The sequence below is a fragment of the Scandinavium sp. genome (assembly GCF_036271055.1).
In the GTDB taxonomy this organism is placed as follows: domain Bacteria; phylum Pseudomonadota; class Gammaproteobacteria; order Enterobacterales; family Enterobacteriaceae; genus Scandinavium.
Map to the genome: position 1 here is coordinate 48,814 of NZ_DATBBJ010000066.1, position 26,913 is coordinate 75,726.

Genomic DNA, 26,913 nt, shown 5'->3' on the forward strand with positions numbered 1-26,913 from the left:
GTAAAAACAACTTAGTATGTTGTAACTAATGTGGGTGATATGGCTGATTACGACTTGATTGAGCGTTTGACCGCGACCTTCCGCCAGATGGAACATGAGTTACTGGAACTCCAGCAATTGCTGGCTGACTGTCGCTTGCTCGCCGCACGAGTGTTTGAATTGCCAGAAGTGACAAAAGAGCACGAGCATGACCCGCTCTCCACTATTTCGGTCATTCAGCATTTGGGCGAAACCGCGCGACTGAAAGCGCTGAACCACTTTACCCACCTGTTTATCCAGCAGCAGTCGGAAAATCGCAGCAGCAAAGCGGCAGTGCGTTTGCCCGGTGTGATTTGTCTGCATCCCGCCCCCGAACAGCTTGAGGCGCTGGATAACAAAATCCGCACCATTAACGCGCTGAAAGCGGCTTTCGAAACCATTGTCACCGTTGAATCTGGTTTGCCCTCTGCCGCGCGTTTTGAATGGGTGCATCACCATTTACCTGGGCTGATTACACTCAGCGCCTACCGCACGCTGACGCTGCTGCGCGATCCAGCCAGCATCCGCTTCGGCTGGGCTAATAAGCACATTATTAAGAATTTGACCCGCGATGAAGTGCTGAAGCAGTTGGAAAATAGCCTGCGTTCACCCCGCTCTGTACCGCCATTTACGCGCGAACAGTGGCAGGAAAAACTGGAGCGTGAATATCAGGACATCGCGGCGCTGCCGCAGAAAGCAAAACTGAAAATCAAGCGACCGGTGAAAGTGCAGCCGATTGCGCGCGTGTGGTATGCGGGGCAGCAAAAGCAGGTGCAATATGCCTGTCCGGGGCCAATGATCGCGCTGATCTCCGGCACGCAAGGCGTGAGCGTGCCGGAGATTGGGGAATTACTCAATTACGACGAAGACAAAGTGCAGTATCGCTATAAGCCAGCCGCGCAGTCGCTGGATCTGATCATTCCGCGACTGCACCTGTATCTCGCTAACGACTGATTTTCATGCTGCCGACCATCGCTTCCGGGCGCACCCATTCGTCAAATTCAGCTTCAGTAAGATAGCCCAGTTTGAGCGCCGAGGCTTTCAGCGTCAGCCCCTCTTTATGCGCTTTCTTGGCAATTTCTGCCGCTTTATCGTAACCAATGTGGGTGTTGAGCGCCGTCACCAGCATCAGCGATTCGTTCAGTAACTGGTCGATGCGCGCCCGGTTCGGCTCGATGCCCACCGCACAGTGCTCGTTAAAGCTTTCCATGCCGTCAGCCAGCAGGCGCACCGATTGCAGGAAATTATGAATGACCATCGGGCGATAGACATTCAGTTCGAAATTACCGGATGCGCCGCCCATGTTCACCGCTACGTCGTTACCCATCACCTGACAGCACAGCATTGTCATCGCTTCGCACTGCGTCGGGTTTACTTTGCCCGGCATGATGGAACTGCCCGGCTCGTTTTCCGGAATCGACAATTCACCGATACCGCAGCGTGGGCCGGAAGCCAACCAGCGCACATCATTGGCGATTTTCATTAGCGAAGCTGCCAGCCCTTTCAGTGCGCCATGCGCGTGAACCAGCGCGTCACAGGTCGCCAGCGCCTCGAATTTATTGGGGGCGGTAATAAACGCCTGATTCGTGATCGCCGCCAGCTCATCGGCGACCCGTTTGGCATATTCCGGATGGGTGTTCAGCCCGGTTCCGACCGCCGTGCCTCCCAGCGCCAATTCGCTCAGATGCGGCAGCGTCAGGTCGATGTGTTTGAGATTGTGCTCCAGCATCGCTACCCAACCGGAGATCTCCTGCCCCAGCGTCAACGGCGTGGCATCCTGCAGATGCGTGCGGCCGATTTTGACGATATCGGCGAAAGCGTGGGATTTATCGCTCAGCGTTTTTTTCAGCGCCTGGAGCTGCGGGATCAGATGTTCACGCAGAGCAATGACTGCCGCGACGTGCATCGCCGTAGGGAAAACATCGTTGGAGCTTTGGCTTTTGTTGACGTCATCATTTGGATGAATTTTGCGCTCCATGCCACGCACGCCGCCGAGCAGTTCGCTCGCACGGTTCGCCAGCACTTCGTTCATGTTCATGTTGCTCTGCGTGCCCGACCCGGTTTGCCAGATGGCGAGGGGAAATTCATCGGCGTGTTTTCCTGCCAGCACTTCATCGGCGGCGCTTACGATAGCGTTGGCTTTCTCGGCGGTGAGCAGTTGCAAATCCTGATTGACCTTAGCGGCAGCGCGTTTGGTCAGCGCCAGGGCTGCGATCAGCGATACCGGCATTTTTTCGGTGGAAATCCGAAAGTGTTCGAGCGAACGCTGCGTTTGCGCGCCCCATAGCTTGTCAGCCGGGACCTCAATCGCGCCCATGGAATCACTTTCGCGACGATGCGTTGTCATGACTTTCTCCTTGATAACAATGAAATGGGGGGAATAAGGATAAGTATTGCTGACTGGGGGATTGCTGCATGGCGCTTTGTGCGCTCTTTGCTTGCGTGGCAATTGCCTGACGATTGCCCGGCGGCGCTGCGCTTGCACGGACCTACGGATACAGGCCTACAGGAAAACGAGCATACAGTAGAAGTTAGCCCGGCAGAACACCGGGCTAGAACGCTATTTCAGGCAGGCGGAACACTGTGAGGACTGGATCTGTTTGAAGAAGTCATTGCCTTTGTCATCGACCAGAATGAACGCCGGGAAATCTTCGACTTCGATTTTCCAGATAGCTTCCATGCCCAGTTCAGGATACTCGACGCATTCCAGACTCTTAATACTGCCCTGCGCCAGTACGGCTGCCGGGCCGCCGATGCTGCCGAGGTAGAAGCCGCCGTGCTTGTGGCACGCGTCTGTTACCTGCTGGCTGCGGTTGCCTTTGGCAAGCATGATCATACTGCCACCTTCGGCCTGGAGCTGATCGACGTAGGAATCCATGCGCCCTGCGGTGGTTGGGCCAAGTGAGCCCGACGCATAACCTTCCGGGGTTTTAGCCGGTCCCGCATAATAAATCGGGTGATCTTTCACGTATTGCGGCAACCCTTCGCCGTTGTCCATGCGCTCTTTGAGTTTCGCGTGCGCGATATCACGGGCAACGATAATGGTGCCGTTGAGCGACAAACGCGTGGAGACAGGGAAATCTGACAGTTGCGCCAGGATCTCTTTCATCGGCCGGTTGAGATCGATTTTCACCGCCTCGCCTTCTCCGGCGTTACGCAGTTCTTCCGGAATGTATTTCCCCGGATTGTGCTCCAGCTTTTCGATCCACACACCATCGCGGTTAATTTTCGCCTTAATGTTGCGGTCTGCAGAACAGGACACACCCATACCGACTGGGCAAGACGCACCGTGACGCGGCAGACGCACAACGCGAATATCGTGGGCAAAGTATTTGCCACCGAACTGAGCGCCGAGGCCCAGGTTCTGCGCTTCCACCAGCAGCTCTTGCTCAAGCTGAACGTCGCGGAATGCCTGACCGTGTTCGTTCCCTTCGGTCGGCAAGCCGTCATAGTATTTGGTCGACGCCAGTTTCACCGTTTTCAGCGTCGCTTCTGCTGAGGTGCCACCAATCACAAACGCGACATGATACGGCGGGCACGCGGCGGTGCCAAGCGTACGCATTTTTTCAACGAGATAGTTTTTCAACTTCGCCGGGGTGATCAGCGCTTTGGTTTCCTGGTACAGATAAGTTTTGTTAGCCGAACCGCCACCCTTCGCGATGCACAGGAACTTATATTCTTCGCCGTCGACGCTGTAGAGGTCAATCTGCGCGGGCAGGTTAGTGCCGGTGTTGACCTCTTTGTACATATCCAGCGGAGCGTTTTGCGAATAACGCAGGTTGTCTTCAATGTATGTGTCATAGACGCCGCGCGCGAGTGCGGCTTCATCGCCGCCGCCAGTCCAGACGCGCTGGCCTTTTTTACCCATGATGATAGCGGTGCCGGTGTCCTGGCAGGTCGGCAGAATGCCTTTCGCCGCAATATCGGAGTTACGCAGGAATTGTAGCGCGACATACTTGTCGTTTTCGCTGGCTTGCGGGTCACTCAGAATATCTGCGACCTGCTGTTGATGCGCCGGGCGCAGCATAAACGAGGCATCGTGGAAGGCGTGTTTTGCCAGCAGCGTCAGTGCCTGCGGGTCAACTTTAAGGATTTCCTGTCCGTCGAATTCAGCAACGGTGACGTGGTCTTTACTGAGAAGATAGTATTCGGTGTCATCCTTTTTCAGCGGAAAAGGATCCTGATAGATAAAAGGTTTGTTCGACATGGTTCTCTCACTTACGACATTGGCAAAATTGACTCTCGGGCAGATTATCCATACGCCCTCGGAACAGCGAGTCCGCATATCCTACACAATTTTTTAACAAAAACTGAGACTAGTACGACTTTTTCCAGGAGTGGGTTACTTCCGCACTGTTTATTGGTTTAATACGCAAAGATAATTCTCTTAAAAATACAGGGCTTGATAATGCAAAAACTCATCAACTCAGTGCAGAACTATGCCTGGGGTAGTCAAACTGCGTTAACGGAACTCTACGGTATCGCCAATCCGGACAACCTGCCCATGGCAGAACTGTGGATGGGCGCGCATCCGAAGAGCAGCTCAAAAATCACCGACGCCAGCGGCCAGGTTCGTAGCCTGCGCGATGTGATCGACGCCGATAAAGCCGCACTGCTGGGCAAAAACGTCGCCGACCGTTTCGGCGAACTGCCGTTCCTGTTCAAAGTGCTGTGTGCCGATAACCCGCTATCGATTCAGGTTCACCCAAACAAGAAAGCGTCCGAAGAAGGTTTCGCCAAAGAGAACGCGGCAGGCATTCCACTGGACGCCGCTGAACGTAATTATAAAGATCCGAACCACAAACCGGAGCTGGTTTTCGCCCTCACTCCGTTCCTGGCGATGAACGCGTTCCGCGAATTCTCAGACATCGTTTCGCTGCTGCAGCCAGTGTCCGGCGCGCATACGTCGATCGCCCATTTCTTGCAGGAACCCAACGCTGAGCGCCTGAGCGAACTTTTCGCAAGCCTTTTGAATATGCAAGGTGACGAAAAATCTCACGCGTTAGCGGTGTTGAAAGCTGCACTGAACAGCCAGCACGGCGAGCCTTGGGAAACCATTCGCTTTATCGCTCAGTTCTACCCGGACGATAGCGGCCTTTTCTCTCCGCTGCTGCTGAACGTGGTGAAACTGAATCCGGGCGAAGCGATGTTCCTGTTCGCAGAAACCCCGCACGCCTACTTGCAAGGTGTTGCACTGGAAGTGATGGCGAACTCCGATAACGTGCTGCGCGCCGGTCTGACGCCGAAATACATCGATATTCCGGAACTGGTCGCGAACGTGAAATTCACGCCAAAACCTGCCGCAGAGTTGCTGACTCAGCCGAGCAAGCACGGCGCCGAGCTTGATTTCCCGATCCCGGTAGACGATTTTGCTTTCTCTCTGCATGACCTCAGCACCCAGGGTGCAGACGTCGCACAGCAGAGCGCGGCAATCCTCTTCTGCCTCGAAGGCGAAGCGGTGTTGCGCAAAGGTGACCAGCAACTGGTGCTGAAACCTGGCGAGTCGGCCTTCGTTGCCGCCAACGAGTCCCCGGTGAGTCTGAGCGGTGTGGGTCGTGTCGCTCGCGTTTATAATAAGCTCAAGTAAATACTGAAGATTAGGGTAACTCTTGCTAAGCTTGAGGCAGCCTAACGACATCACAGGCGGATAATTCCGCCTGTTTTCATTTATGGACAAAACGCTATGAAAAAATCGCTGGTTGCAGTTGGCATTATTGTGGCTTTAGGAGTGGTGTGGACCGGGGGCTCCTGGTACACCGGTAAACAACTGGAAGGTCGTCTGGCCGATATGGTGGCGCAGGCGAATGCACAGCTCGCAAGCACCGCGCCGGAAGCCGGTATCCAATTGGCGTATCAAAATTACCAGCGTGGCGTATTTAGCAGCCATTTACAGATGGTGGTGAAACCGGCAGACGGCTCGAAAAGTAGCTGGCTGAAACCGGGTCAAACCGTCGTGCTGGATGAAAATGTCTCCCACGGTCCTTTCCCTCTGGCCTCGTTAAAATCGTTTAACCTTGCCCCGGCGATGGCGACCGTTGAGTCGAAACTGGTTAACAACGAAGCCACTAAGCACCTGTTCGAATTTGCGAAAGGCCAATCGCCTTTTGATATCAGCACCCGCATTGGTTATTCCGGCGACACGAATTCTGACATCACGCTCAAGCCGCTGAATTACGAAAAAGGTGAAGAGAAAGTTGCCTTTAGCGGCGGTGAGTTCAAGCTTGATGCCGATCGCGACGGCAACGTCTTCGCGCTGAACGGCAACATTGAGAGCGGCGTTATCAACGCGGTCAATGAATACAACCAGAAAGTCCAGCTGACCTTCAATAACCTGAAAACCGACGGCGACAGCAAACTCACCACTTTTGCTGAGCGAATCGGTAATCAGAAAGTGACGCTGGATAAATTAGCTGTCGCGGTTGAAGGCAAAGAATTGGCGCTGCTGGACGGCATGACCATCGACGGGAAATCTAATCTGTCGAAAGATGGCAAAAGCATCGACACCTCGCTGGATTACACGCTCAATAGCCTGAAGTTGCAGGGCCAGGATATGGGCAGCAGCAAACTGGCGCTGAAAATTGGGCAGATTGACGGTCAGGCATGGCATCAGTTTAGCCAGCAGTACAACGGCCAGGTGCAGGCGCTGCTCGCGCAGCCGGGCGTGATGGATAATCCGGAAGTGTATCAGCAGAAAGTGACCGAAGCGTTCTTCAGCGCCCTGCCGCTGCTGCTGAAAGGCGAGCCGGTGATCACCGTTGCCCCATTGAGCTGGAAGAACAGCAAAGGTGAAACCACCTTTAACCTGTCACTGTTCCTTAAAGATCCGTCCCAGGCTGTCGTCGCCCCACAGACGCTGGCGCAGGAAGTGGATCGCAGCGTGAAATCGCTCGAAAGTAAGCTGGTTATTCCGATGGATATGGCAACCGAGTTTATGACTCAGGTGGCGCGTCTGGAAGGCTACCAGCAGGCCGATGCCGAGAAACTGGCAAGCCAGCAGGTGAAAGGTCTGGCGGCGATGGGTCAGATGTTCCGCATCACCACCCAGCAGGACAACAATATTCAGGCCAGCATGCAATATGCTAACGGTCAGGTCACGCTGAACGGGCAGAAAATGCCACTGGCAGATTTTGTGGGAATGTTTGGCGTGCCTGATGTGGCCATTCCGGCACCGGGTGAAACCACACCTGCGCCGCAAGGCAATGCTGCACCAGAGCAACATGGTGAAGCCGCGCCTCAGCCACCGGCTGATTTCCCTGAGCCACCGGCAGATAGCCCGGACTAAGTCCCTGGCAGACAATATCGAAAACGGCAGCCTCGTGCTGCCGTTTTTTATGACTGTTTTACCAACCGCGGCGGCATAATCTGATTCCGCGCTGTGCTTTTCCTGTCTTCGATGCGCTGCAACATTCTTTCCGCCACGCTTTTGCCCATTTCCCGCGCGGGCGTTATCACCCAACTCATCGGCGCGTCATCCAAATCTTTCTCAGGGACTTCGGCAAACGCTGCCAACGCCACGCGCTTGTCATAATAATCGACAGCCTCATCGCCACTTTTCCAGCCAGCGCGCATCAACCCGAGCCACGCGCCCATCGCCACAATATTGTTGTAACAGACCACGGCGGTGATGGTTGGGTTATGTCGCAGCAGATTGGTTAATGCCTGGGAGGCCTGCTTCTGGCTGGTTTCACACTCGACGACCCATTCGCTGTGGAACGGCAAACCAAATTTCAAAAGCGTCGCACAATAGCCGCCAACACGTTCAGCGCGGGTCAGCGATGCACTTTGCCCGCCAAGCCAGGCAATCCGTTGATGCCCTCGACGAATCAGATGCTCCGTGATCATCTGCGACGCCTGCATGTTGTCAGGCCGTATCAAATCCACATCATCGAGATAGCTCGCTCGCGAGGCAAAGACCAGCGGGATGCCACTTTCATCAGCTTTGTCACGCAACTCAGCGCCCCTGTCTACCGCCCCGGCAATCACCACGCCGTCAACGCCCTGTGACACCAGCGTTTCGAAGCGTTGCAGCATGTGCTCGCCTTTGCGTCCGCCCTGGGTGAGAAACACCATCTTTCCCTGCGACTCGAGCGCTTCAATCAGTCCGGCGGCCAGTTCTGCATAAAATGGCGCAGACAAATCGCCGACGATAAGACCAATCACACCCGACTGCCCTCCGCGCAGCGAAGCCGCCTGCCGGTTACGAACAAATCCGAGTTGTTCAATCGCAAGGCTTACCCTTTCACCCGTCGCAACGGAAATGCGCCCTTTGCCGCTTAACACCAGTGAGACGGTGGCAACCGAGACCCCCGCCGCATGCGCGACATCGTTGATGGTGACTTTTTTTGCAATGGCCATGCGCCGCTTGCCACTCCTGTGTAGCGATAAAACGTTTTATCAATGGGTTATATTTATAAACCTTATTATCATTTCATTATGTGATTTTGCTCGCACTAAAATTAGGTAAAACGTTTTATCTTTTCACTGCATTCTACAACTACAACAGTTTTATCAGAACAAGGAGTCGTTTTATGACGGCGAAAGCAGCACCTAAAACCACCGTCTGGGAATTTTTCCAGCAGTTGGGCAAGACCTTCATGTTGCCGGTGGCACTTCTCTCCTTCTGCGGGATTATGATGGGCATCGGCAGCTCGCTGAGCAGCCATGACGTCACGACTCTGCTGCCGTGGCTGGACACCCCGTTCCTGCAGGCCGTCTTTGTCTGGATGGGGAAAATCGGCTCGTTTGCCTTTAGCTTCCTGCCAGTGATGTTTTGTATCGCTATCCCACTGGGCCTGGCGCGTGATAACAAGGGCGTTGCAGCCTTTGCCGGTTTCGTCGGTTATGCGGTCATGAATCTGTCAGTTAACTTCTGGCTGACGGCGAAAGGCATTCTGCCGACCACGGATGCGGCAATCCTGAAAGCCAATAACATTCAGAGCATTATCGGGATCCAGTCTATCGATACCGGTATTCTGGGTGCGGTCATTTGCGGCGTGATCGTCTGGATGCTGCATGAGCGTTTTCACACTATCCGCCTGCCGGATGCGCTGGCGTTCTTCGGCGGTACTCGCTTTGTTGCGATCATCACCACCGTCGTGATGGGTCTGGTTGGTCTGGCTATTCCTCTGATTTGGCCTTTCTTTGCGAAAGCGATTAACGGTCTGGGTTGGGTTATCAACGGCGCGGGCGAATTTGGTCCGATGATCTTTGGTACTGGCGAACGTCTGCTGTTACCGTTCGGTCTGCAGCACATTCTGGTCGCGCTGATTCGCTTTACCGAAGCGGGTGGCACCATGGACGTTTGTGGTCACTCTGTAAGTGGCGCCCTGACCATCTTCCAGGCGCAACTGAGCTGCCCTACTACCCAGGGCTTCTCTGAGAGCGCAACCCGCTTCCTGTCACAGGGTAAAATGCCTGCGTTCCTCGGCGGTCTGCCTGGTGCGGCGCTGGCGATGTATCACTGTGCTCGTCCGGAGAACCGTCATAAAATTAAAGGCCTGCTGATCTCCGGTGTGATTGCCTGTGTTGTCGGCGGTACTACTGAACCACTGGAATTCCTGTTCCTGTTCGTCGCACCGGTTCTGTTCGCTATCCACGCACTCCTGACTGGTCTGGGCTTCACGGTGATGGCTGTGCTGGGTGTGACCATCGGTAACACCGATGGCAACGTCATCGACTTCGTGGTATTCGGTATCCTGCATGGTCTGGCGACCAAATGGTATCTGGTGCCTGTTGTGGCAGCTATCTGGTTCGTCTCTTACTATGTCATCTTCCGCTTCGCCATCACCCGCTTTAACATTAAAACGCCAGGTCGCGACATTGAAACCGCATCCAGCGTAGAAAAAGCAGTCGAAGGCGTCATCGGTAAATCTGGCTATAACACCCCGGCTATTCTGGCAGCCCTGGGTGGCGCGGCGAACGTCACCAGTCTCGATAACTGCCTGACGCGCCTGCGTCTCAACGTGGAAGACATGGACAAGGTTGATGCCGATGCGCTGAAAGCCAACCGTGCGATTGGCGTGGTGAAGCTCAACCAGCACAGTTTGCAGGTGGTGATTGGGCCGCAGGTGCAGTCGGTGAAAGATGAAATCGCTTCATTGATGGGCCCGGTTCAGGCATAAATCTCCTTTCCCCCTTCGTCCTGAAGGGGGACAATATTCCCCACCCGAATGACAGAAATGGAGTTTCCGATGTTTGATTTCTCGACGGTTGTCGACCGCCACGGCACCTGGTGTACTCAGTGGGATTACGTCGCGGACCGTTTCGGCACAGCCGATTTGCTGCCTTTCACCATCTCCGATATGGATTTCGCCACCGCCCCGTGCGTGCTGGAAGCGATCAGTCAGCGCCTGAGCCACGGCGTCCTTGGTTACAGTCGCTGGAAAAACGACGAATTCCTGGGGGCCATTCAACACTGGTTCCAGAAGCGTTTTAACAGCGCTATCGATAGCCAACACATTGTGTACGGCCCGTCCGTTATCTACATGGTTTCGCAGATGATCCGCCAGTGGTCTGATGTGGGCGACGGAATTGTGGTACACACTCCGGCCTATGATGCTTTCTATAAAGCCATTGAAGGAAATCAGCGCGTCATCGCCGCTGTGCCTTTGCATCAAACGGCCGAAGGCTGGCAGTGTGATATGGCGTTGCTTGAGAGCGTGCTCGCCGAACCGCGCAACAAAATTCTGCTGCTGTGCAGCCCACATAACCCGACCGGCAAAGTATGGACGCGTGAAGAACTGACCACGATTGCGGCGCTGTGCCAGAAGCACGGCGTGAAGGTTATCAGCGATGAAATTCATATGGATATGACGTGGAACGGGCGTCGGCATATTCCCTGGTGCGACGTTGCACAGACCGATTGGGCGCTGTTTACGTCAGGCTCCAAAAGCTTCAACATTCCGGCACTGACCGGCGCATATGGCCTGATTGGCGAGGAAACGTCACGCGAGGGTTATCTTAGCGCTCTGAAGAACCGTGATGGCTTGTCGTCCCCGTCCATTCCCGCCGTTGTGGCACATATCGCCGCTTACGAGCAAGGCGAACCGTGGCTGGATGCGCTGCGCGAATATCTGCAACAGAATATGCAGTTCATTGCTCGTGAACTGAACGGTGCGTTCCCGGAGTTGAACTGGCAGCCGCCAGAGTCGACTTATCTGGCGTGGATTGATTTACGCCCACTGCACATTGACGACAAACTGCTACAAAAAGTGCTTATCGAGCAGCAAAAAGTCGCCATTATGCCGGGATATACCTACGGTGAAGAAGGCAACGGCTTTGTCCGTCTGAACGCAGGTTGCCCGCGCAGCAAACTCGAACTCGGGGTACAAGGGCTGATCAACGCCCTTCACGCCACCCGCTGAAAATGTTGCGCAACGAATATTTTAGTTGCGCAACATAGCTTTCTGCCCCGCTACCGCTTTATAATGTGTCGCACTTTACCTAAAAATAAGAGTGCGACCATGATTCACAAAGATCTGCCCCTGACAGACATTCACCGTCACCTCGACGGTAACATTCGTGCGCAAACCATCCTCGAACTCGGTCAACAGCACAATATTGCGCTTCCCGCCTCTACTCTCGATTCTCTGCGCCCACACGTGCAGGTCACCAGTCTTGAACCGGATCTCGTGAGTTTCCTCACCAAACTCGACTGGGGCGTGAAAGTGCTCGCCGATTTAGACGCTTGCCGTCGCGTGGCCTATGAAAATATTGAAGATGCGGCTCGCAATGGCTTGCACTACGTTGAGCTGCGTTTTTCCCCAGGTTATATGGCGATGACGCACAACCTGCCGGTTGCCGGCGTGGTTGAAGCCGTAATTGCGGGCGTTCAACAAGGCTGCCGTGATTTCCCGGTTCAGGCGAAACTGATTGGTATTATGAGTCGCACCTTTGGCGAAGCCGCCTGCGAGCAAGAACTCAACGCCCTGCTTGCGCATCGCGATGGCATTACGGCACTCGATCTGGCTGGCGATGAACTCGGTTTCCCGGGCAGCCTGTTCCTCAACCATTTCAATCGCGCTCGTGACGCTGGGTGGCACATCACCGTACACGCAGGCGAAGCGGCGGGCCCGGAAAGCATCTGGCAGGCGATTCGTGAACTGGGTGCAGAGCGTATCGGCCACGGTGTGAAAGCGGTAGAAGACGCGGCATTGATGGATTTCCTCGCGGAACAACGTATCGGGATTGAATCCTGTCTGACGTCGAATATTCAGACCAGCACTGTGCCATCGTTGGCACGTCATCCGTTGAAAACCTTCCTTGAACACGGCGTACTGGCAACGTTGAATACCGACGATCCGGCGGTTCAGGGCATCGACATTATTCACGAGTACGAAGTCGCTGCCCCGGCTGCGGGTCTGTCTGCTGCGCAAATTCGTCAGGCACAGATCAACGGACTGGAAATTGCGTTCCTCTCGGCGCAGGAAAAACAGGCGCTGATGGCGAAAGTTAAAGCGGCTTGAGATCTTTGTGACGCAAAAAAGCCGCTCAGTGAGCGGCTTTCTCGTCTGTAAAAACAGAATGTAATCAGGTCAGGCTCAATGTGGAACGATGCTTAGCCGATTCAATCCCTAATTCAATCAATTCCATAATCTGAATCGCCTGGCTTGCCGGAACCGGGTTTTCACCGCTGCCGTTTAGTGCATCGCGGATGCCTGCGTAATACGCCGGATAGTTGCCTGGCACTGTCAGCCAGGTCTCTTCCGTACGATCATCGCCATCCACACGCGTCACCACACCATCCCGCATGTCATAGCCCCAATCTTCTTGCGGCAGTCGCTCGCCATTTTTCAGGCGTTCTTCCTGCGGATCGAGACCATATTTCACATAGCTCGCACGCGTGCCGTGGACGATATAACGCGCCGATTCCGCTGCGGCGAGCAACGTACCATGTAAGACAACACGACGCTGTGGGTAGGTCAAGACAGCATGGAAATAGTCCGTAGATTGTGCGCCCGGGCGAAGCTGCGCCAGATCTACTGTCAGACTGACCGGAAGTCCAAACAGATTGACGGCCTGGTCGAGCAGATGCGGGGCCAAATCGTACCAGATGCCACTGCCCGGACCGCCCTGTTCGCGCCAGCGGTTACGCACTTCCGGACGATAGCGGTCAAAATGCGATTCAAAGAACGTCACTTCCCCGAGTGTGCCTTCTGCGATCAACGCTTTAACTGTCAGGAAGTCGCTGTCCCAGCGGCGGTTGTGGAATACGGAAAGCAGGCGTCCAAGGCTGCGAGCCAATGCATCCAACTCACGCGCTTGTGACAGTGTCACCGTAAATGGTTTATCCACCACCACGTGCTTACCCGCTTCCAGCGCGGCTTTCGCCAAAGGGAAATGGGTATCGTTCGGGGTAGGAATGACAATCAAATCAATGCTGGGATCGTTGAACAAATTCTTGGGCTCAGAGACAACTTTTACGCCCGGCCAGTCTACTTTGACCTTCGCTTCATCACTGCTGGAGACAGCGGCTAATTCCATTCCCGGCGTTCCGCTGATAAGCGGTGCGTGGAAGGTTTTACTCGCATAGCCATAGCCAATTAATCCGACCCGGATAGTGTCACTCATGTTATCGCCCTCATCTGTGGATGCCTGCCATTTCACAACATCTGCAAGATGCTCACAACTCATTATTAACAATATCCCCACATCTGCGGCTCCCGGCGCTGCAACTTTCAGCGACTGGTGAAAAATAACACTAAATTATGCGGCTCTGCCCTGGCCCAAACGCAATGTTCCTGGTAACATTTCGCCCCTGGATTCTTTTGGACATTGATTGTTATGACTATGGTATTTAATCGCATTGTCGAGCTGATTGGCTGGATTGTGCTGGGGGTTTGCTTTTTGCTGCTCATTGCAGCGCATCACATTGATAACTACAAGCCACCCGAACCTGTTGTCGCCGCGCAAACGAAGTAAATCTCAGAAAGTGACTTCGGTCGCAACTATGTAACCGGTTTCTGAAACCGGTTGCAGACTCTCATCCTCACTCCTTACACTGCTTTTATCTCATCGATAAGGAGCATGTAATGGCTGCATTTCCGAAAGACTTTCTCTGGGGCGCTGCGACTGCGGCGTATCAAGTAGAAGGCGCGCACAATGAAGATGGCAAAGGGCTTTCCATCTGGGACGTCTTCTCGCATCTTCCCGGCACAACCTATCAGAACACCAACGGCGACGTCGCAGTCGATCACTATCACCGCATGCAGGAAGACGTGGCGCTGATGGCCGAAATGGGCCTGCAAAGTTACCGTTTCTCGATCTCCTGGCCTCGTCTGTTGCCTCAAGGGCGCGGTGACGTGAATGAGGCTGGCGTGAAGTTTTACAGCGATTTGATAGACACCCTGCTCGCACACAACATTGTGCCGATGATCACCCTCTACCATTGGGACCTGCCGCAAGCACTACAGGATGAAGGTGGCTGGGAAGTCCGTACCACCGCCGAAGCGTTCGAAGAATACGCGCGCCTGTGTTATTCGCGCTATGGCGACCGCGTGAAGCTGTGGGCTACGTTCAACGAAACCATTGTCTTTATCGGTCATGGTTATATTACAGGCAGCCATCCCCCTTCTGTACGTTCACCGGCACGTGCCGTGCAAGCCTGTCATCAGGTGTTTATCGCCCATGCGCTGGCGGTGAAAGCCTTCCGGGAGATGAACGTTCCAGGCGAAATCGGCTTTGTTAACGTGTTACAGCCCCATACGGCACTGACCAACAGCCCGGAAGACCGCATCGCCACAGAACTTGCCGACGCGATCCACACTCACTGGTTGTACGATCCGGTACTGAAAGGTCATTATCCAGAAGCGTTGCTCGCTCAGACACAAGCCCTGTGGGACGTTCCCCGCTTTGAGCCGGGTGATGACGAGCTGCTGCGCAACAATATCTGCGACTTTATCGGCCTGAATTACTATCGTCGAGAAACGGTTGTCGCCAATCCTGGCGAAACCAAAACCGCCAGCAACCACAATGGTGAACCGAACAGCGGCAGCGAATTTGGCTTTAAAGACCTGTTCAAATTCGTGCGCAACCCCGATGGCGTGTACACCGACTGGGACTGGGAAATCTGGCCGCAGGGGTTAACTGACGGCATCATGATGATTAAAGATCGTTACGGTGATATTCCCATGTACATCACTGAAAATGGTCTCGGAGCCAAAGACCCTATTATCGACGGTGAAATTGTCGATCAGCCACGCATTGACTATTTAGGGATGCATATCGAGGCAATGGAGAAAGCGATCGCTCTGGGAGCTGATGTTCGTGGATATTACCCGTGGTCGTTTATCGATTTATTGAGCTGGCTGAATGGCTACAAAAAGCAGTACGGCTTTGTTTATGTTGATCACAATCAAAATCTGGCGCGTAAACGTAAGAAGAGTTTTTATTGGTATCAAAACGTCATTGCCACCCACGGCGAGCAACGTTAATCCCTCTCTCCAGGCGCCGTCTGGCGCCTGATATTTTGCGAAGAAAAATCTTAATTTAAATCCAACGGCACAAGAATCATCTCCCGGGCTTGTTTTTAGTATTTATAGCCTAAATAATATTTCGGAATCACGTTGCCATGCCCTACAACTGCATCGGGAAAACGTGGCCACTTTCATATTATTTCTATAATAAATACAACACCATAAAAGGGATATTCACGCATATGACCGTTCAGGACTATTTATTAAAATTCCGAAAAATCAGTTCGCTGGAAAGTCTGGAAAAACTCTTTGACCACCTTAATTACTCTTTGGACGATACCCAGGAGATCGTGAATATGTATCGCGCGGCTGATCACCGTCGTGCGGAGCTGGTTTCGGGTGGTCGTTTATACGATATCGGCCAGGTGCCAAAGACAGTCTGGCGCTACGTGCAATAAAAACTGTTTTCTCAAGCGTCAGTTGCTTATACTCTCGCCCTGATTTTTGACTGACGCTAATTCAGGAGAAGGCATGTCCACAGAACCCGCAGAACGTATTGGTGGCTGGTTGCTCGCCCCGCTTGCCTGGCTGTTGGTGGCTTTGCTCAGCGCCTCATTAGCTGTTCTGTTGTATGTCGGTGTGCTGGTTTCTCCTTCCGCACGTGCTCACCTGGCAGCGTTAACAACAACCAATTTGAGCCTGTGGATCCTTTCACTGGTCTTCGCTGTCGCTATGTGTTGTTACACGCTTTGGCTGACCGCTGCGTTCTTCAAACGCCGTAAGCTGGTGCCGAAGCATTACATCATTTGGCTGTTGATTTCCGTGCTGTTAGCGGTGAAGGCATTTGCTTTCGCACCAGTCTCGGACGCCATGGCCCTGCGCCAGTTACTGTTCCCGTTACTGGCGACTGCGCTGCTGGTGCCGTACTTCAAGCGCTCGACACGTGTTAAACGCACTTTCGTCAATCCGTAATAACCCTACAGATGATCTGTTGTCGCCTGCTCCGGTTTGACCGATAATAGGCGGCTTTTTTTCGTTTCTGGTCCAATATGACTGATTACCTACTGCTTTTTATCGGCACTGTCCTGGTGAATAACTTCGTTTTGGTGAAGTTTCTCGGACTGTGCCCGTTTATGGGCGTTTCCAAAAAACTGGAAACGGCTATGGGAATGGGGCTCGCCACCACTTTCGTGCTGACGCTGGCATCGGTCTGCGCGTGGATGATAGACACCTGGATCCTTATTCCGCTTAATCTGATTTACCTGCGCACGCTGGCCTTTATTCTGGTCATCGCGGTAGTGGTGCAGTTCACCGAAATGGTGGTGCGTAAAACCAGCCCTGCGTTATATCGCCTGCTGGGCATTTTTCTGCCGCTTATCACCACCAACTGCGCGGTGCTGGGTGTCGCGCTGCTGAACATCAATCTTGGGCATAATTTCCTGCAATCGGCGCTCTACGGTTTCTCCGCAGCGGTCGGTTTCTCATTAGTGATGGTGCTGTTCGCCGCGATTCGTGAACGTCTGGTGGTCGCGAATGTCCCTGCTCCGTTCAAGGGCAACGCCATCGCGCTGATTACCGCCGGGCTGATGTCTCTGGCTTTCATGGGCTTTACAGGTTTGGTGAAGTTGTAATGACGTTAGTGTGGATTGCCATTGTCGCCCTCAGCCTGTTAGGCCTGATTTTTGGCGGCATTCTCGGATACGCTTCGCGCCGCTTTGCGGTGCAGGACGATCCGGTGGTAGAGAAAATTGATGAAATCTTGCCTCAGAGCCAGTGCGGACAGTGCGGGTATCCCGGCTGTCGCCCCTACGCAGAAGCAGTAGGCAGCCAGGGCGAGAACATCAACCGTTGCGCGCCTGGCGGTGAAGCCGTGATGCTGAAAATTGCCACATTGCTTAACGTTGAACCGCAGCCTATTGACGGTGACGATCAGGCCGTTGAGCCGGTTCGCATGATCGCGGTTATCGACGAGCCAAACTGCATCGGTTGCACCAAATGCATTCAGGCCTGTCCGGTTGATGCCATTGTGGGCGCAACTCGCGCAATGCACACCGTCGTCACTGACTTGTGTACCGGTTGCAATCTCTGTGTCGCGCCGTGTCCGACGCAGTGCATCGAATTAATTCCGGTTGCCGAGACAACCGAAAGCTGGAAATGGGATCTGCAAACCATTCCAGTCCGTATTATTCCAGTGGAACACCATGCTTAAGTTATTTTCCGCGTTCAGAAAGGACAAAATCTGGGACTTCGACGGCGGCATTCATCCGCCGGAAATGAAGACACAGTCCAATGGCTCGCCGCTGCGCCAGGTGCCTCTTGCGCAGCGTTATGTCATTCCGCTGAAACAACATATCGGTGCCGAAGGCGAACTGAACGTCAGCCCGGGCGATCGCGTTTTACGTGGTCAGCCGTTAACGCGTGGCTGGGGCAGAATGCTGCCCGTTCATGCGCCAACATCCGGCACAGTTATCGCGATTGCCCCCCACTCCACCGCCCATCCTTCGGCATTGGCCGAAATGAGTGTGATTATCGAGGCCGACGGTGAAGATCGCTGGATTGACCGTGACGGCTGGAGCGACTGGCTACAGCGCGACCGTGAAGCGCTGATTGAGCGTATTCACGATTTCGGCGTTGCCGGTCTCGGTGGCGCAGGTTTCCCGACCGGAACCAAACTCAAAGGCGGCGGCGATAAAATCGACACGCTGATCATCAACGCCGCCGAGTGCGAACCTTACATCACCGCCGATGACCGTCTGATGCAAGACTGTGCCGCGCAAATCCTCGACGGCATCCGCATTCTGGCGCATATTCTGCAACCGAAAGAAGTGCTGATCGGCGTTGAAGATAACAAGCCGCAGGCCATTTCGATGATGCGCGCGGTGCTCGCCGATGCGCATGGCATCAGTTTGCGTGTTATTCCGACCAAATATCCGTCCGGTGGTGCTAAACAACTGACGCAAATACTCACCGGTAAACAGGTTCCACACGGCGGTCGTTCCTCCGATATCGGCGTGTTAATGCAAAACGTTGGCACCGCCTTTGCGGTGAAGCGCGCAGTTATTGACGGTGAACCGCTTACCGAGCGCGTGGTCACCCTAACGGGTGAATCGGTCAGCCGTCCGGGCAATGTCTGGGCACGTCTGGGCACACCGGTTCGTCATTTGCTCGAAAACGCAGGCTTCTGCGCGAATCCTGAGCAAATGGTGATCATGGGGGGTCCGCTGATGGGCTTTACTCTGCCGTGGCTCGACGTTCCAGTGGTCAAAATCACCAACTGTCTGTTGGCCCCCTCTGCCAGTGAAATGGGTGAACATCAGGAAGAGACAGGCTGTATTCGCTGTAGCGCCTGCGCTGACTCCTGCCCGGCAGATTTGCTTCCACAGCAGCTGTACTGGTTCAGCAAAGGCCAGCAGCATGATAAAGCGACGGCACACAACCTGTCGGATTGCATTGAGTGCGGTGCTTGCGCATGGGTCTGTCCGAGCAATATCCCGCTGGTGCAATACTTCCGTCAGGAAAAAGCCGAGATCTCTGCCATTCGTGAGGAAGAAAAACGCGCCGCTGATGCCAAAGCCCGCTTCGAAGCGCGTGCTGAGCGTCTGGAACGGGATAAAGCCGCTCGTCTTGAACGTCATAAAAAAGCCGCCGTGCAACCCGCCGCTCAGGATCAGGATGCGATTAACGCCGCCCTAAATCGTGTGCGCGAAAAACAGCAACAAGCTACACAACCCGTCGTTGTACAGGCTGGTGCAGCGCCAGATAACAGCGCGGTGATTGCTGCCCGTGAAGCCCGCAAAGCGCAGGCGCGAGCCGCACAGGCCGAAAAACAACAAAACGAACCAACAAATGAAGCGGTAAGCGAAGCCGTCGATCCGCGCAAAGCAGCCGTTGAAGCGGCGATTGCCCGCGCTAAAGCGCGCAAAGTCGAACAGCAGCCAGCCGCAGAACCCGTTACCGAAACGGTTGACCCGCGCAAAGCGGCTGTTGAAGCAGCGATTGCGCGAGCCAAAGCACGCAAAGCCGAACAGCAGGCAACCGCTGAGCCAGTTACTGCAACGGTTGACCCGCGCAAAGCGGCTGTTGAAGCAGCGATTGCGCGCGCCAAAGCACGCAAAGCCGAACAGCAGGCGGCGAATGAGCCAGAGGCTGAAACCATCGATCCGCGTAAAGCCGCCGTTGAAGCGGCTATCGCCCGTGCGAAAGCGCGTAAAGCAGAAAAACAGGCAGTGAACGAGGAATAAATGGTTTTTAAAATCGCAAGCTCCCCTTATACCCATAACCATCGTCAAACATCGCGCATTATGCTGCTGGTGTTGCTGGCCGCGGTGCCCGGCATCGCCGTTCAGACCTGGTTTTTCGGCTGGGGTACGCTCGTTCAAATCGTTCTGGCAAGCGTAACGGCCTGGGGTGCGGAAGCCGCTATATTGCGTCTGCGCAAACAGCATGTTGGTCAGACGCTGGCAGATAATTCTGCGCTATTAACAGGGCTGCTGCTGGCTATCAGTCTTCCGTCGATGGCCCCCTGGTGGATGATTGTGCTCGGCACGGCGTTCGCGGTGATCATCGCCAAACAGCTTTATGGTGGTCTCGGTAATAACCCGTTTAACCCGGCAATGATTGGTTATGTCGTGTTGCTGATTTCCTTCCCGGTTCAAATGACATCCTGGCTTCCGCCGCAGGAGATCGCGGCCAATACTCCGGGGTTAATGGATACACTGCAAATCATCTTTAGCGGTCATACCACCGCCGGGGCCGATATCAATACGCTGCGCTTAGGCATTGACGGTATCAGCCAGGCAACGCCGCTCGACACCTTCAAAACCTCGCTGCATGCCGGACACAGCGTAAGCGATATTCTGCATTCTTCTATTTATCGTGGCGCGCTGGCGGGTATTGGCTGGCAGTGGGTCAACGTGGCCTATCTGGCGGGTGGTCTGTTCCTGTTATGGCAAAAAGCCATTCGCTGGCATATTCCGGTGAGTTTTCTGCTGACATTAGCGCTGTGCTCTACGCTTGGCTGGGTGTTCTCCCCTGATTCTTTGGCGTCGCCGCAGCTACATATGCTCTCCGGCGCAACGATGCTCGGCGCGTTCTTTATCCTGACAGACCCCGTGACTGCCTCGACGACCAACCGTGGTCGACTGATGTATGGCGCACTCGCGGGCGTGCTGGTCTGGCTAATTCGAAGCTTTGGCGGTTATCCAGACGGCGTGGCCTTCGCGACTTTGCTCGCCAACATTACCGTGCCGCTGATCGATTACTACACGCGCCCGCGCGTTTATGGACACCGCTGAGACAGACCATGCTGACTACGATTCGTAAACATGGCATCACGCTGGCCCTTTTCGCCGCGGGAGCCACAGGAATGACGGCCATCATCAATCAGATGACCAAAAGCACGATTGACGAACAGTCTGCCAAACAGCAGATGGCGTTGTTTGATCAGGTGGTTCCACAAGGTAGCTATAATAACGACTTGCTGAAAAGTTGCTTTCTGCTGAACGAACCGGCGTTGGGTAAAGGCCCGCACAAAATTTATGTCGCCCGGAAAGACGACACGCCTGTGGCGGTTGTGATGGAAGCCACTGCCCCCGACGGTTACTCCGGTGCGATTCAACTGCTGGTCGGGGCCGATTTTAACGGCACAATCCTCGGTTCACGCGTGACCTTGCACCATGAAACGCCGGGTCTGGGCGATAAAATTGAGTTGCGCCATTCCGACTGGATCAGCCGTTTTGCCGGGAAAATCATTCATGGCAGCGATGATACGCACTGGGCGGTGAAGAAAGACGGTGGCGATTTCGATCAGTTTACCGGCGCGACTATTACTCCTCGCGCGGTGGTGAACGCTGTGAAACGTGCTGGATTGTTTGCGCAAACGCTGCCGCAGCAGATCAACGAACTTAGCCCCTGTGAAGAGTAAATCATGAGCGAAATCAAAGACGTTATTGTTCAGGGATTATGGAAAAACAACTCCTCGCTGGTGCAATTATTAGGGCTTTGCCCGCTGCTGGCTGTCACGTCGACGGCGACTAATGCGCTCGGACTGGGTCTTGCGACCACGCTGGTGCTGACGTTAACCAACCTGTTTGTGTCTCTGCTACGCCGCTGGACGCCACCTGAAATTCGCATCCCAATTTACGTGATGATCATCGCCTCGGTCGTGAGTTCAGTGCAGATGTTGATCAACGCCTACGCCTTCGGCCTGTACCAGTCACTGGGCATTTTTATCCCGTTGATTGTGACCAACTGTATAGTGGTGGGCCGTGCGGAAGCGTTCGCGGCGAAAAAAGGCCCGATGCTGTCGGCGCTGGACGGTTTTGCTATCGGTATGGGCGCAACCGGCGCGATGTTTGTGCTGGGTTCACTCCGTGAAATCCTGGGTAATGGAACGCTGTTTGACGGAGCGGATGGCCTGCTCGGCAACTGGGCGAAAGTGCTGCGTGTTGAAGTGTTCCACACCGATACGCCCTTCCTGTTAGCCATGTTACCGCCCGGCGCGTTTATTGGCCTCGGTATGTTGTTGGCGGTAAAATACGTTATCGATCAGCGGGCGAAGCAGAAAGCCAGCTCCGTTCGTAATCATTGTGAAGTCGCGCCGGACGTGAAAACCACAACAGGGAAAGCCTGATGAACAAAGAGAAGCGCCACGAAATCCTGACCCGATTGCGAGATAACAACCCGCACCCGACAACCGAACTCAATTTCACGACACCGTTCGAATTGCTGATAGCGGTCTTGCTTTCCGCGCAGGCCACAGACGTGAGCGTGAATAAAGCAACAGCAAAACTCTACCCGGTGGCAAACACCCCTGAAGCCATGCTGGCTCTCGGCGTCGATGGCGTGAAAGAGTACATTAAGACCATTGGCCTGTTTAACAGCAAGGCCGAAAATGTGATTAAAACCTGCCGAATGCTTATCGAGCTACACGGTAGCGTTGTTCCGGAAGACCGCGCGGCGCTTGAAGCCCTGCCTGGCGTGGGGCGCAAAACCGCCAATGTGGTACTGAACACCGCTTTTGGCTGGCCCACTATCGCCGTCGACACCCATATCTTTCGCGTCTGTAATCGCACGAACTTTGCACCTGGCAAAAACGTCGAACAGGTTGAAGAGAAGCTGCTGAAAGTGGTTCCCGCTGAATTTAAAGTCGACTGTCATCATTGGTTTATTCTGCACGGGCGGTATACCTGTATTGCTCGTAAGCCTCGCTGCGGCTCATGCATCATCGAAGATCTGTGTGAGTATAAAGAGAAAGTCGAACTCTGAGTTTTACGCCGTGTTGCAACACGGCGCTCCCGCCACCTGATTGTCCCTGTATCCAGCTTACCTATAACGTTTCATTCGGTTATTTATCGCTCATTCAGGTTAAATGTTTTTTTATGAGCAAAATTTTCTATACAAATGTGAGCTAGATCACTTCGATAACACAACGTTACGTAAGTGTTACTAAAAACCACACAAGCCTTTGCCGATGCAGTGGTTAACTGTTTTTTAACCAGACATATCACCACTATTTTTAAGAATAATGGCCCATATCACTATCCAACGCGCAAATCAGCAGAACATATAGCCATTTGCCGATAAAAACCGCATTTCGGTAGTGAAAAAATCTGGAAGAAACGAAACGGTGAAGTTAAACGCTGAATAACATTTGGATGACCGGACGATTATAACGCCATCCATATGTGTAACAGAGTATTACAAACCCCTTGTGTGAAGGCCATGGATAGTGAACATTACCTGCCGTTTTCCCCTCCAAGAATAATTATAAGGCGGATGTCGAAACGATCGTCACGCCCACGAACCCCGTTAATATGGGATGTAAAAAAAGAGGTATAAGTGTCTACTGCAAACAAACCAACAGCAGAAAGCGTAAGTCTCAACGCTTTCAAACAGCCAAAAGCGTTCTATTTAATCTTCTCCATTGAACTGTGGGAACGTTTCGGTTTTTACGGCCTGCAAGGGATCATGGCCGTTTATCTGGTCAAACAACTGGGCATGTCCGAAGCGGACTCCATCACGTTGTTCTCCTCTTTCAGTGCTCTGGTATACGGTCTGGTCGCGGTCGGCGGCTGGCTGGGCGATAAAGTACTGGGTACCAAGCGCGTTATTATGCTGGGTGCAATCGTTCTGGCGATTGGTTATGCGATGGTGGCCTTCTCAGGTCACGATGCGGCCATGGTCTATATGGGTATGGCGACCATTGCGGTCGGTAACGGCCTGTTCAAAGCCAACCCGTCTTCCCTGCTTTCTACCTGCTATGATAAAGATGATCCGCGTCTGGACGGTGCATTCACCATGTACTACATGTCCATCAACATCGGTTCCTTCTTCTCCATGCTTGCCACGCCATGGCTGGCAGCGAAATATGGCTGGAGCGTAGCGTTCGCGCTCAGCGTTGTTGGGATGTGTATTACCGTCGTTAACTTCGCGTTCTGCCGTAAGTGGGTTAAAAACTACGGTTCTAAACCTGACTTTGCACCAGTGAATATGGGCAAACTGCTGGCCACTATCGTGGGCGTAGTGGTTCTGGTGACCATCGCGACCTGGCTGCTGCACAACCAGGGTGTTGCACGCATGGTACTGGGCGTGGTTGCGCTGGGCATCATCTGCATCTTTGCTAAAGAAGCTTTCGCGATGAAAGGCGCTGCGCGTCGTAAGATGATCGTTGCCTTCATTCTGATGATGGAAGCGGTTGTGTTCTTCGTGCTCTACAGCCAGATGCCAACCTCTCTGAACTTCTTCGCTATTCGTAACGTTGAGCACTCTATTCTGGGTATTGCGTTCGAGCCGGAGCAGTTCCAGGCCCTGAACCCGTTCTGGATCATGATTGGTAGCCCGATTCTGGCTGCTATCTATAACAAGATGGGCGACCGCCTGCCAATGCCGCACAAATTTGCTGTCGGTATGGTGCTGTGCTCTTGTGCCTTCCTTGTGCTGCCAATGGGTGCGAAATTCGCCTCTGACGCCGGTATCGTTTCGGTAAACTGGCTGATTCTGAGCTATGCCCTGCAGTCCATCGGTGAACTGATGATCTCTGGTCTGGGTCTGGCAATGGTTGCACAGCTGGTTCCTCAGCGTCTGATGGGCTTCATCATGGGTAGCTGGTTCCTGACCACTGCCGGTGCAGCTATCATCGCCGGTAAAATTGCGAACCTGATGGCCGTTCCAGAAAACGTAACCGACCCGCTGCTGTCTCTGCACGTGTACGGTGATGTGTTCCTGAAAATCGGTATTGCGACTGCTGTGATTGCCGTTCTGATGATCCTGCTCGCACCGAAGCTGAACCGCATGACGCTTGACGACGAAGCAGATGTCAAAGCTCGCGAAACCGCGACTGCGTAATATTCCCCGGGAAACCGAATAATTTAAGCCGCTGAATACGTTCAGCGGCTTTTTTTTTATCTGTCCGCGCACTAGGATAGAGAACACATCTGTGTCTAAAGGAGTTTGTCATGAAATTGTTCTACAAGCCCGGCGCCTGTTCCCTTGCTTCCCATATCGCGTTGCAGGAAAGCGGAATGGACTTTTCACTGGTTGGCGTTGACCTCGCGAAAAAGGTGCTGGAAAACGGGGAAGATTTTTGGCACGTGAACCCAAAAGGCCAGGTACCCGCCCTGCTGCTGGATGACAACACACTGCTGACCGAAGGCGTGGCGATTATGCAGTACATCGCTGACACCAAGTCCGATCGCCAACTGCTGGCACCGGCTGGCAGCATCGCCCGTTACAAAACGCTGGAATGGCTCAATTTCATCGCCACAGAGCTGCACAAAGGCTTTACGCCACTGTTCCGTCCCGACACGCCGGAAGATTTCAAACCCACTGTACGCGCGTTGCTGGAGAAGAAACTCGGCTATGTGAACGATGCACTGCGCGATGGCGAGTGGATCTGCGGGAATCGCTTCACAATTGCAGATGGCTATCTGTTTACTGTTTTGCGCTGGGCACATGCGGTGAAACTGGATATCAGCGGGCTGAAAAACATTGAAGCCTATATGGCTCGCGTGGCTGCACGTCCTGGCGTAACAGCAGCGATGGCTGCGGAAGGTCTGAGCTAAGGCTATTAGGGCATTCACGAAACGTAAAAAAGGCCGCATTTGCGGCCTTTAGTTTGTTCATTCGCTGGCTGATTGCCCGGCACGAGCCTACGAATAGATCGCGTTTTGTTGGCCCGCTCCGTCTAAAATATTACTTCCAGCACACCAGGCAATAGTTTTTCTTACCACGACGCAGCAGAGTGTAACGCCCGAACAGACGATCGCTTTCAGCGAATGTGTATTCCGGGTCAATCTGCTTCTCACCGTTGATGGTGACCGCGTTGGACGCGATTGTTTTACGCGCCTGTCCACGAGATGGTTGCAGTTCAGAATCCACCAGCGCCTGCATCAGATCAGCGCCTTTGTCCATCTCAACCATTGGCACGCCATCCTGCGCCAGCTGTTCGAAATCAGCTTCACTGAGGTCACTCAGCGTACCGTTGAACAGGCTTTCGGTGATGCGTTTTGCCGCCACCAGGCCTTCTTCACCGTGAACCAGACGAGTGACCTGCTCGGCCAACACATACTGAGCGCGTGGAGCTTTACCGCTGTTTTTATCTTCTTCTTCCAGGGCATTAATTTCAGCGATGTCCATGAAGGTGAAGAATTTCAGGAAGCGGTATACGTCTGCATCGGCGGTGTTGATCCAGAACTGGTAGAACTTGTACGGGCTGGTTTTCTTCGGATCAAGCCATACTGCACCGCCTTCGGTTTTACCGAATTTGGTGCCATCCGCTTTGGTGATCAGCGGAACGGTCAAACCGAACACCTGATTCTGGTGCAGACGGCGGGTCAGGTCGATACCCGAAGTGATGTTGCCCCACTGGTCAGAACCGCCAATTTGCAGCGCTACGCCGTGCAGTTTGTTCAGGCACGCGAAATCATAACCCTGCAGCAGGTTGTAGGAAAATTCAGTAAAGGAGATACCCTGATCATCACGGTTCAGACGCTGTTTGACCGCTTCCTTGTTGATCATCTGGTTCACGGAGAAGTGTTTACCGATGTCACGCAGGAAGGTCAGCACGTTCATACCACCAAACCAGTCGTAGTTGTTCGCCGCGATAGCCGCGTTGCTGCCACAGTCGAAATCGAGGAACGGTGCAACCTGTTTGCGGATTTTATCCACCCACTCCTGCACGGTATCTTCGGTATTCAGTTTACGTTCTGCTGCCTTGAAACTTGGGTCGCCGATAAGGCCAGTTGCGCCGCCCACCAGAGCCACAGGCTTATGGCCCGCTTCCTGGAAGCGTTTCAGGCATAACAGGGGAACGAGATGCCCCAAATGCAAGCTGTCAGCGGTCGGATCGAAGCCGCAATAGAGCGCGATCGGGCCCTGCGCCAGTCGCTCTGCTAACGCTTCCTCATCCGTCACCTGAGCCACAAGGCCCCGCTCTTGCAATTGTTTAATCAAGTTACTGCTCGCCATCAAAGTCTCCATGTAT

General features: G+C 53.8%; 24 protein-coding genes. 19 read left to right on the forward strand and 5 right to left on the reverse strand.

What is annotated here, in order from left to right; genetic code table 11:
• The first annotated feature begins 39 nt into the window (after window positions 1–39).
• Window positions 40–972, forward strand: coding sequence for a DNA replication terminus site-binding protein (gene tus, locus VH187_RS11860; RefSeq protein ID WP_329701654.1), 933 nt, complete (start codon window positions 40–42; stop codon window positions 970–972).
• On the opposite strand, the gene fumC is transcribed toward tus, so the two are convergent.
• Window positions 962–2,365 (reverse strand): class II fumarate hydratase, encoded by a 1,404-nt coding sequence (gene fumC, locus VH187_RS11865; protein ID WP_329701655.1) that lies wholly within the window; start codon window positions 2,363–2,365, stop codon window positions 962–964. The two genes, tus and fumC, sit on opposite strands and share 11 nt — an antisense overlap.
• Before the next feature lie 213 nt (window positions 2,366–2,578).
• Entirely contained in the window at window positions 2,579–4,225 is a 1,647-nt protein-coding gene (gene fumA / locus VH187_RS11870; protein ID WP_329701656.1) for a class I fumarate hydratase FumA, read from the reverse strand.
• A gap of 201 nt (window positions 4,226–4,426) precedes the next feature.
• Here fumA and manA point away from each other — a divergent pair, with 201 nt between their 5' ends.
• Window positions 4,427–5,605 (forward strand): mannose-6-phosphate isomerase, encoded by a 1,179-nt coding sequence (manA, locus tag VH187_RS11875; RefSeq protein ID WP_329701657.1) that lies wholly within the window; start codon window positions 4,427–4,429, stop codon window positions 5,603–5,605.
• 96 nt (window positions 5,606–5,701) lie between these two features.
• Window positions 5,702–7,300 (forward strand): YdgA family protein, encoded by a 1,599-nt coding sequence (locus VH187_RS11880; RefSeq protein ID WP_329701658.1) that lies wholly within the window; start codon window positions 5,702–5,704, stop codon window positions 7,298–7,300.
• 47 nt (window positions 7,301–7,347) lie between these two features.
• Here VH187_RS11880 and VH187_RS11885 read toward each other — a convergent pair whose 3' ends face one another.
• On the reverse strand, window positions 7,348–8,373 hold the full coding sequence (locus VH187_RS11885; protein ID WP_329701659.1) for a Mal regulon transcriptional regulator MalI: 1,026 nt from the start codon (window positions 8,371–8,373) through the stop codon (window positions 7,348–7,350).
• Between the two features lie 173 nt (window positions 8,374–8,546).
• Here VH187_RS11885 and malX point away from each other — a divergent pair, with 173 nt between their 5' ends.
• The 3 genes from malX to add all read left to right on the forward strand — a co-directional run bounded on the left by malX (window position 8,547) and on the right by add (window position 12,482).
• A complete protein-coding gene (malX, locus tag VH187_RS11890; RefSeq protein WP_329701660.1) occupies window positions 8,547–10,139 on the forward strand; it encodes a maltose/glucose-specific PTS transporter subunit IIBC in 1,593 nt (530 codons plus the stop codon).
• A gap of 69 nt (window positions 10,140–10,208) precedes the next feature.
• Window positions 10,209–11,381, forward strand: coding sequence for a MalY/PatB family protein (locus VH187_RS11895; protein ID WP_329701661.1), 1,173 nt, complete (start codon window positions 10,209–10,211; stop codon window positions 11,379–11,381).
• A gap of 99 nt (window positions 11,382–11,480) precedes the next feature.
• The gene (gene add / locus VH187_RS11900; protein WP_329701662.1) at window positions 11,481–12,482 is read left to right on the forward strand and encodes an adenosine deaminase; all 1,002 of its coding nucleotides are present in this window, start codon (window positions 11,481–11,483) and stop codon (window positions 12,480–12,482) included.
• Window positions 12,483–12,546: 64 nt separating this feature from the next.
• On the opposite strand, the gene VH187_RS11905 is transcribed toward add, so the two are convergent.
• A complete protein-coding gene (locus VH187_RS11905; RefSeq protein WP_329701663.1) occupies window positions 12,547–13,587 on the reverse strand; it encodes an oxidoreductase in 1,041 nt (346 codons plus the stop codon).
• Between the two features lie 213 nt (window positions 13,588–13,800).
• On the opposite strand from VH187_RS11905, the gene blr reads away from it, so the two are divergent.
• The 13 genes from blr to gstA all read left to right on the forward strand — a co-directional run bounded on the left by blr (window position 13,801) and on the right by gstA (window position 25,492).
• Window positions 13,801–13,938, forward strand: coding sequence for a division septum protein Blr (blr, locus tag VH187_RS11910; protein WP_329701664.1), 138 nt, complete (start codon window positions 13,801–13,803; stop codon window positions 13,936–13,938).
• Window positions 13,939–14,048: 110 nt separating this feature from the next.
• Entirely contained in the window at window positions 14,049–15,449 is a 1,401-nt protein-coding gene (locus tag VH187_RS11915; protein WP_329701665.1) for a GH1 family beta-glucosidase, read from the forward strand.
• 224 nt (window positions 15,450–15,673) lie between these two features.
• Window positions 15,674–15,889 (forward strand): transcription modulator YdgT, encoded by a 216-nt coding sequence (ydgT, locus tag VH187_RS11920; RefSeq protein ID WP_329701666.1) that lies wholly within the window; start codon window positions 15,674–15,676, stop codon window positions 15,887–15,889.
• Window positions 15,890–15,962: 73 nt separating this feature from the next.
• Window positions 15,963–16,403 (forward strand): DUF2569 domain-containing protein, encoded by a 441-nt coding sequence (locus VH187_RS11925; RefSeq protein WP_329701667.1) that lies wholly within the window; start codon window positions 15,963–15,965, stop codon window positions 16,401–16,403.
• 77 nt (window positions 16,404–16,480) lie between these two features.
• Window positions 16,481–17,062 (forward strand): electron transport complex subunit RsxA, encoded by a 582-nt coding sequence (gene rsxA / locus VH187_RS11930; RefSeq protein WP_329701668.1) that lies wholly within the window; start codon window positions 16,481–16,483, stop codon window positions 17,060–17,062.
• Window positions 17,062–17,640, forward strand: coding sequence for an electron transport complex subunit RsxB (gene rsxB, locus VH187_RS11935; RefSeq protein ID WP_329701669.1), 579 nt, complete (start codon window positions 17,062–17,064; stop codon window positions 17,638–17,640). The genes rsxA and rsxB overlap by 1 nt, the downstream gene beginning before the upstream one ends.
• Complete coding sequence (gene rsxC, locus VH187_RS11940; protein ID WP_329701670.1) at window positions 17,633–19,672, forward strand: electron transport complex subunit RsxC; 2,040 nt, start codon at window positions 17,633–17,635, stop codon at window positions 19,670–19,672. Before rsxB ends, rsxC begins: the two co-directional genes overlap by 8 nt.
• Complete coding sequence (rsxD, locus tag VH187_RS11945) at window positions 19,673–20,725, forward strand: electron transport complex subunit RsxD (RefSeq protein WP_329701671.1); 1,053 nt, start codon at window positions 19,673–19,675, stop codon at window positions 20,723–20,725. It begins immediately after the preceding gene.
• 8 nt (window positions 20,726–20,733) lie between these two features.
• Window positions 20,734–21,354 carry an electron transport complex subunit RsxG gene (gene rsxG, locus VH187_RS11950; protein ID WP_329701672.1) on the forward strand — a complete coding sequence of 207 codons (621 nt, stop codon included), beginning with the start codon at window positions 20,734–20,736 and terminating at the stop codon, window positions 21,352–21,354.
• 3 nt (window positions 21,355–21,357) lie between these two features.
• Window positions 21,358–22,062 (forward strand): electron transport complex subunit E, encoded by a 705-nt coding sequence (locus VH187_RS11955; RefSeq protein ID WP_329701673.1) that lies wholly within the window; start codon window positions 21,358–21,360, stop codon window positions 22,060–22,062.
• Window positions 22,062–22,697: an endonuclease III gene (gene nth / locus VH187_RS11960; RefSeq protein WP_329701674.1), complete on the forward strand. Its 636-nt coding sequence runs from the start codon at window positions 22,062–22,064 to the stop codon at window positions 22,695–22,697. Before VH187_RS11955 ends, nth begins: the two co-directional genes overlap by 1 nt.
• 573 nt (window positions 22,698–23,270) lie before the next feature.
• Window positions 23,271–24,776 carry a dipeptide/tripeptide permease DtpA gene (dtpA, locus tag VH187_RS11965; RefSeq protein WP_329701675.1) on the forward strand — a complete coding sequence of 502 codons (1,506 nt, stop codon included), beginning with the start codon at window positions 23,271–23,273 and terminating at the stop codon, window positions 24,774–24,776.
• 110 nt (window positions 24,777–24,886) lie between these two features.
• Window positions 24,887–25,492: a glutathione transferase GstA gene (gene gstA, locus VH187_RS11970; RefSeq protein WP_329701676.1), complete on the forward strand. Its 606-nt coding sequence runs from the start codon at window positions 24,887–24,889 to the stop codon at window positions 25,490–25,492.
• A 130-nt stretch (window positions 25,493–25,622) separates the two neighbouring features.
• Here gstA and tyrS read toward each other — a convergent pair whose 3' ends face one another.
• Entirely contained in the window at window positions 25,623–26,897 is a 1,275-nt protein-coding gene (gene tyrS / locus VH187_RS11975; protein WP_329701677.1) for a tyrosine--tRNA ligase, read from the reverse strand.
• Window positions 26,898–26,913 lie beyond the last annotated feature (16 nt).

What these genes read in the sequence shown, in the direction of transcription:
- tus (WP_329701654.1), top strand. Translation starts at nt 40, where the DNA reads ATGGCTGATTACGACTTGATTGAGCGTTTGACCGCGACCTTCCGCCAG.
- fumC (WP_329701655.1), bottom strand. Translation starts at nt 2,365, where the DNA reads ATGACAACGCATCGTCGCGAAAGTGATTCCATGGGCGCGATTGAGGTC.
- fumA (WP_329701656.1), bottom strand. Translation starts at nt 4,225, where the DNA reads ATGTCGAACAAACCTTTTATCTATCAGGATCCTTTTCCGCTGAAAAAG.
- manA (WP_329701657.1), top strand. Translation starts at nt 4,427, where the DNA reads ATGCAAAAACTCATCAACTCAGTGCAGAACTATGCCTGGGGTAGTCAA.
- VH187_RS11880 (WP_329701658.1), top strand. Translation starts at nt 5,702, where the DNA reads ATGAAAAAATCGCTGGTTGCAGTTGGCATTATTGTGGCTTTAGGAGTG.
- VH187_RS11885 (WP_329701659.1), bottom strand. Translation starts at nt 8,373, where the DNA reads ATGGCCATTGCAAAAAAAGTCACCATCAACGATGTCGCGCATGCGGCG.
- malX (WP_329701660.1), top strand. Translation starts at nt 8,547, where the DNA reads ATGACGGCGAAAGCAGCACCTAAAACCACCGTCTGGGAATTTTTCCAG.
- VH187_RS11895 (WP_329701661.1), top strand. Translation starts at nt 10,209, where the DNA reads ATGTTTGATTTCTCGACGGTTGTCGACCGCCACGGCACCTGGTGTACT.
- add (WP_329701662.1), top strand. Translation starts at nt 11,481, where the DNA reads ATGATTCACAAAGATCTGCCCCTGACAGACATTCACCGTCACCTCGAC.
- VH187_RS11905 (WP_329701663.1), bottom strand. Translation starts at nt 13,587, where the DNA reads ATGAGTGACACTATCCGGGTCGGATTAATTGGCTATGGCTATGCGAGT.
- blr (WP_329701664.1), top strand. Translation starts at nt 13,801, where the DNA reads ATGACTATGGTATTTAATCGCATTGTCGAGCTGATTGGCTGGATTGTG.
- VH187_RS11915 (WP_329701665.1), top strand. Translation starts at nt 14,049, where the DNA reads ATGGCTGCATTTCCGAAAGACTTTCTCTGGGGCGCTGCGACTGCGGCG.
- ydgT (WP_329701666.1), top strand. Translation starts at nt 15,674, where the DNA reads ATGACCGTTCAGGACTATTTATTAAAATTCCGAAAAATCAGTTCGCTG.
- VH187_RS11925 (WP_329701667.1), top strand. Translation starts at nt 15,963, where the DNA reads ATGTCCACAGAACCCGCAGAACGTATTGGTGGCTGGTTGCTCGCCCCG.
- rsxA (WP_329701668.1), top strand. Translation starts at nt 16,481, where the DNA reads ATGACTGATTACCTACTGCTTTTTATCGGCACTGTCCTGGTGAATAAC.
- rsxB (WP_329701669.1), top strand. Translation starts at nt 17,062, where the DNA reads ATGACGTTAGTGTGGATTGCCATTGTCGCCCTCAGCCTGTTAGGCCTG.
- rsxC (WP_329701670.1), top strand. Translation starts at nt 17,633, where the DNA reads ATGCTTAAGTTATTTTCCGCGTTCAGAAAGGACAAAATCTGGGACTTC.
- rsxD (WP_329701671.1), top strand. Translation starts at nt 19,673, where the DNA reads ATGGTTTTTAAAATCGCAAGCTCCCCTTATACCCATAACCATCGTCAA.
- rsxG (WP_329701672.1), top strand. Translation starts at nt 20,734, where the DNA reads ATGCTGACTACGATTCGTAAACATGGCATCACGCTGGCCCTTTTCGCC.
- VH187_RS11955 (WP_329701673.1), top strand. Translation starts at nt 21,358, where the DNA reads ATGAGCGAAATCAAAGACGTTATTGTTCAGGGATTATGGAAAAACAAC.
- nth (WP_329701674.1), top strand. Translation starts at nt 22,062, where the DNA reads ATGAACAAAGAGAAGCGCCACGAAATCCTGACCCGATTGCGAGATAAC.
- gstA (WP_329701676.1), top strand. Translation starts at nt 24,887, where the DNA reads ATGAAATTGTTCTACAAGCCCGGCGCCTGTTCCCTTGCTTCCCATATC.
- tyrS (WP_329701677.1), bottom strand. Translation starts at nt 26,897, where the DNA reads ATGGCGAGCAGTAACTTGATTAAACAATTGCAAGAGCGGGGCCTTGTG.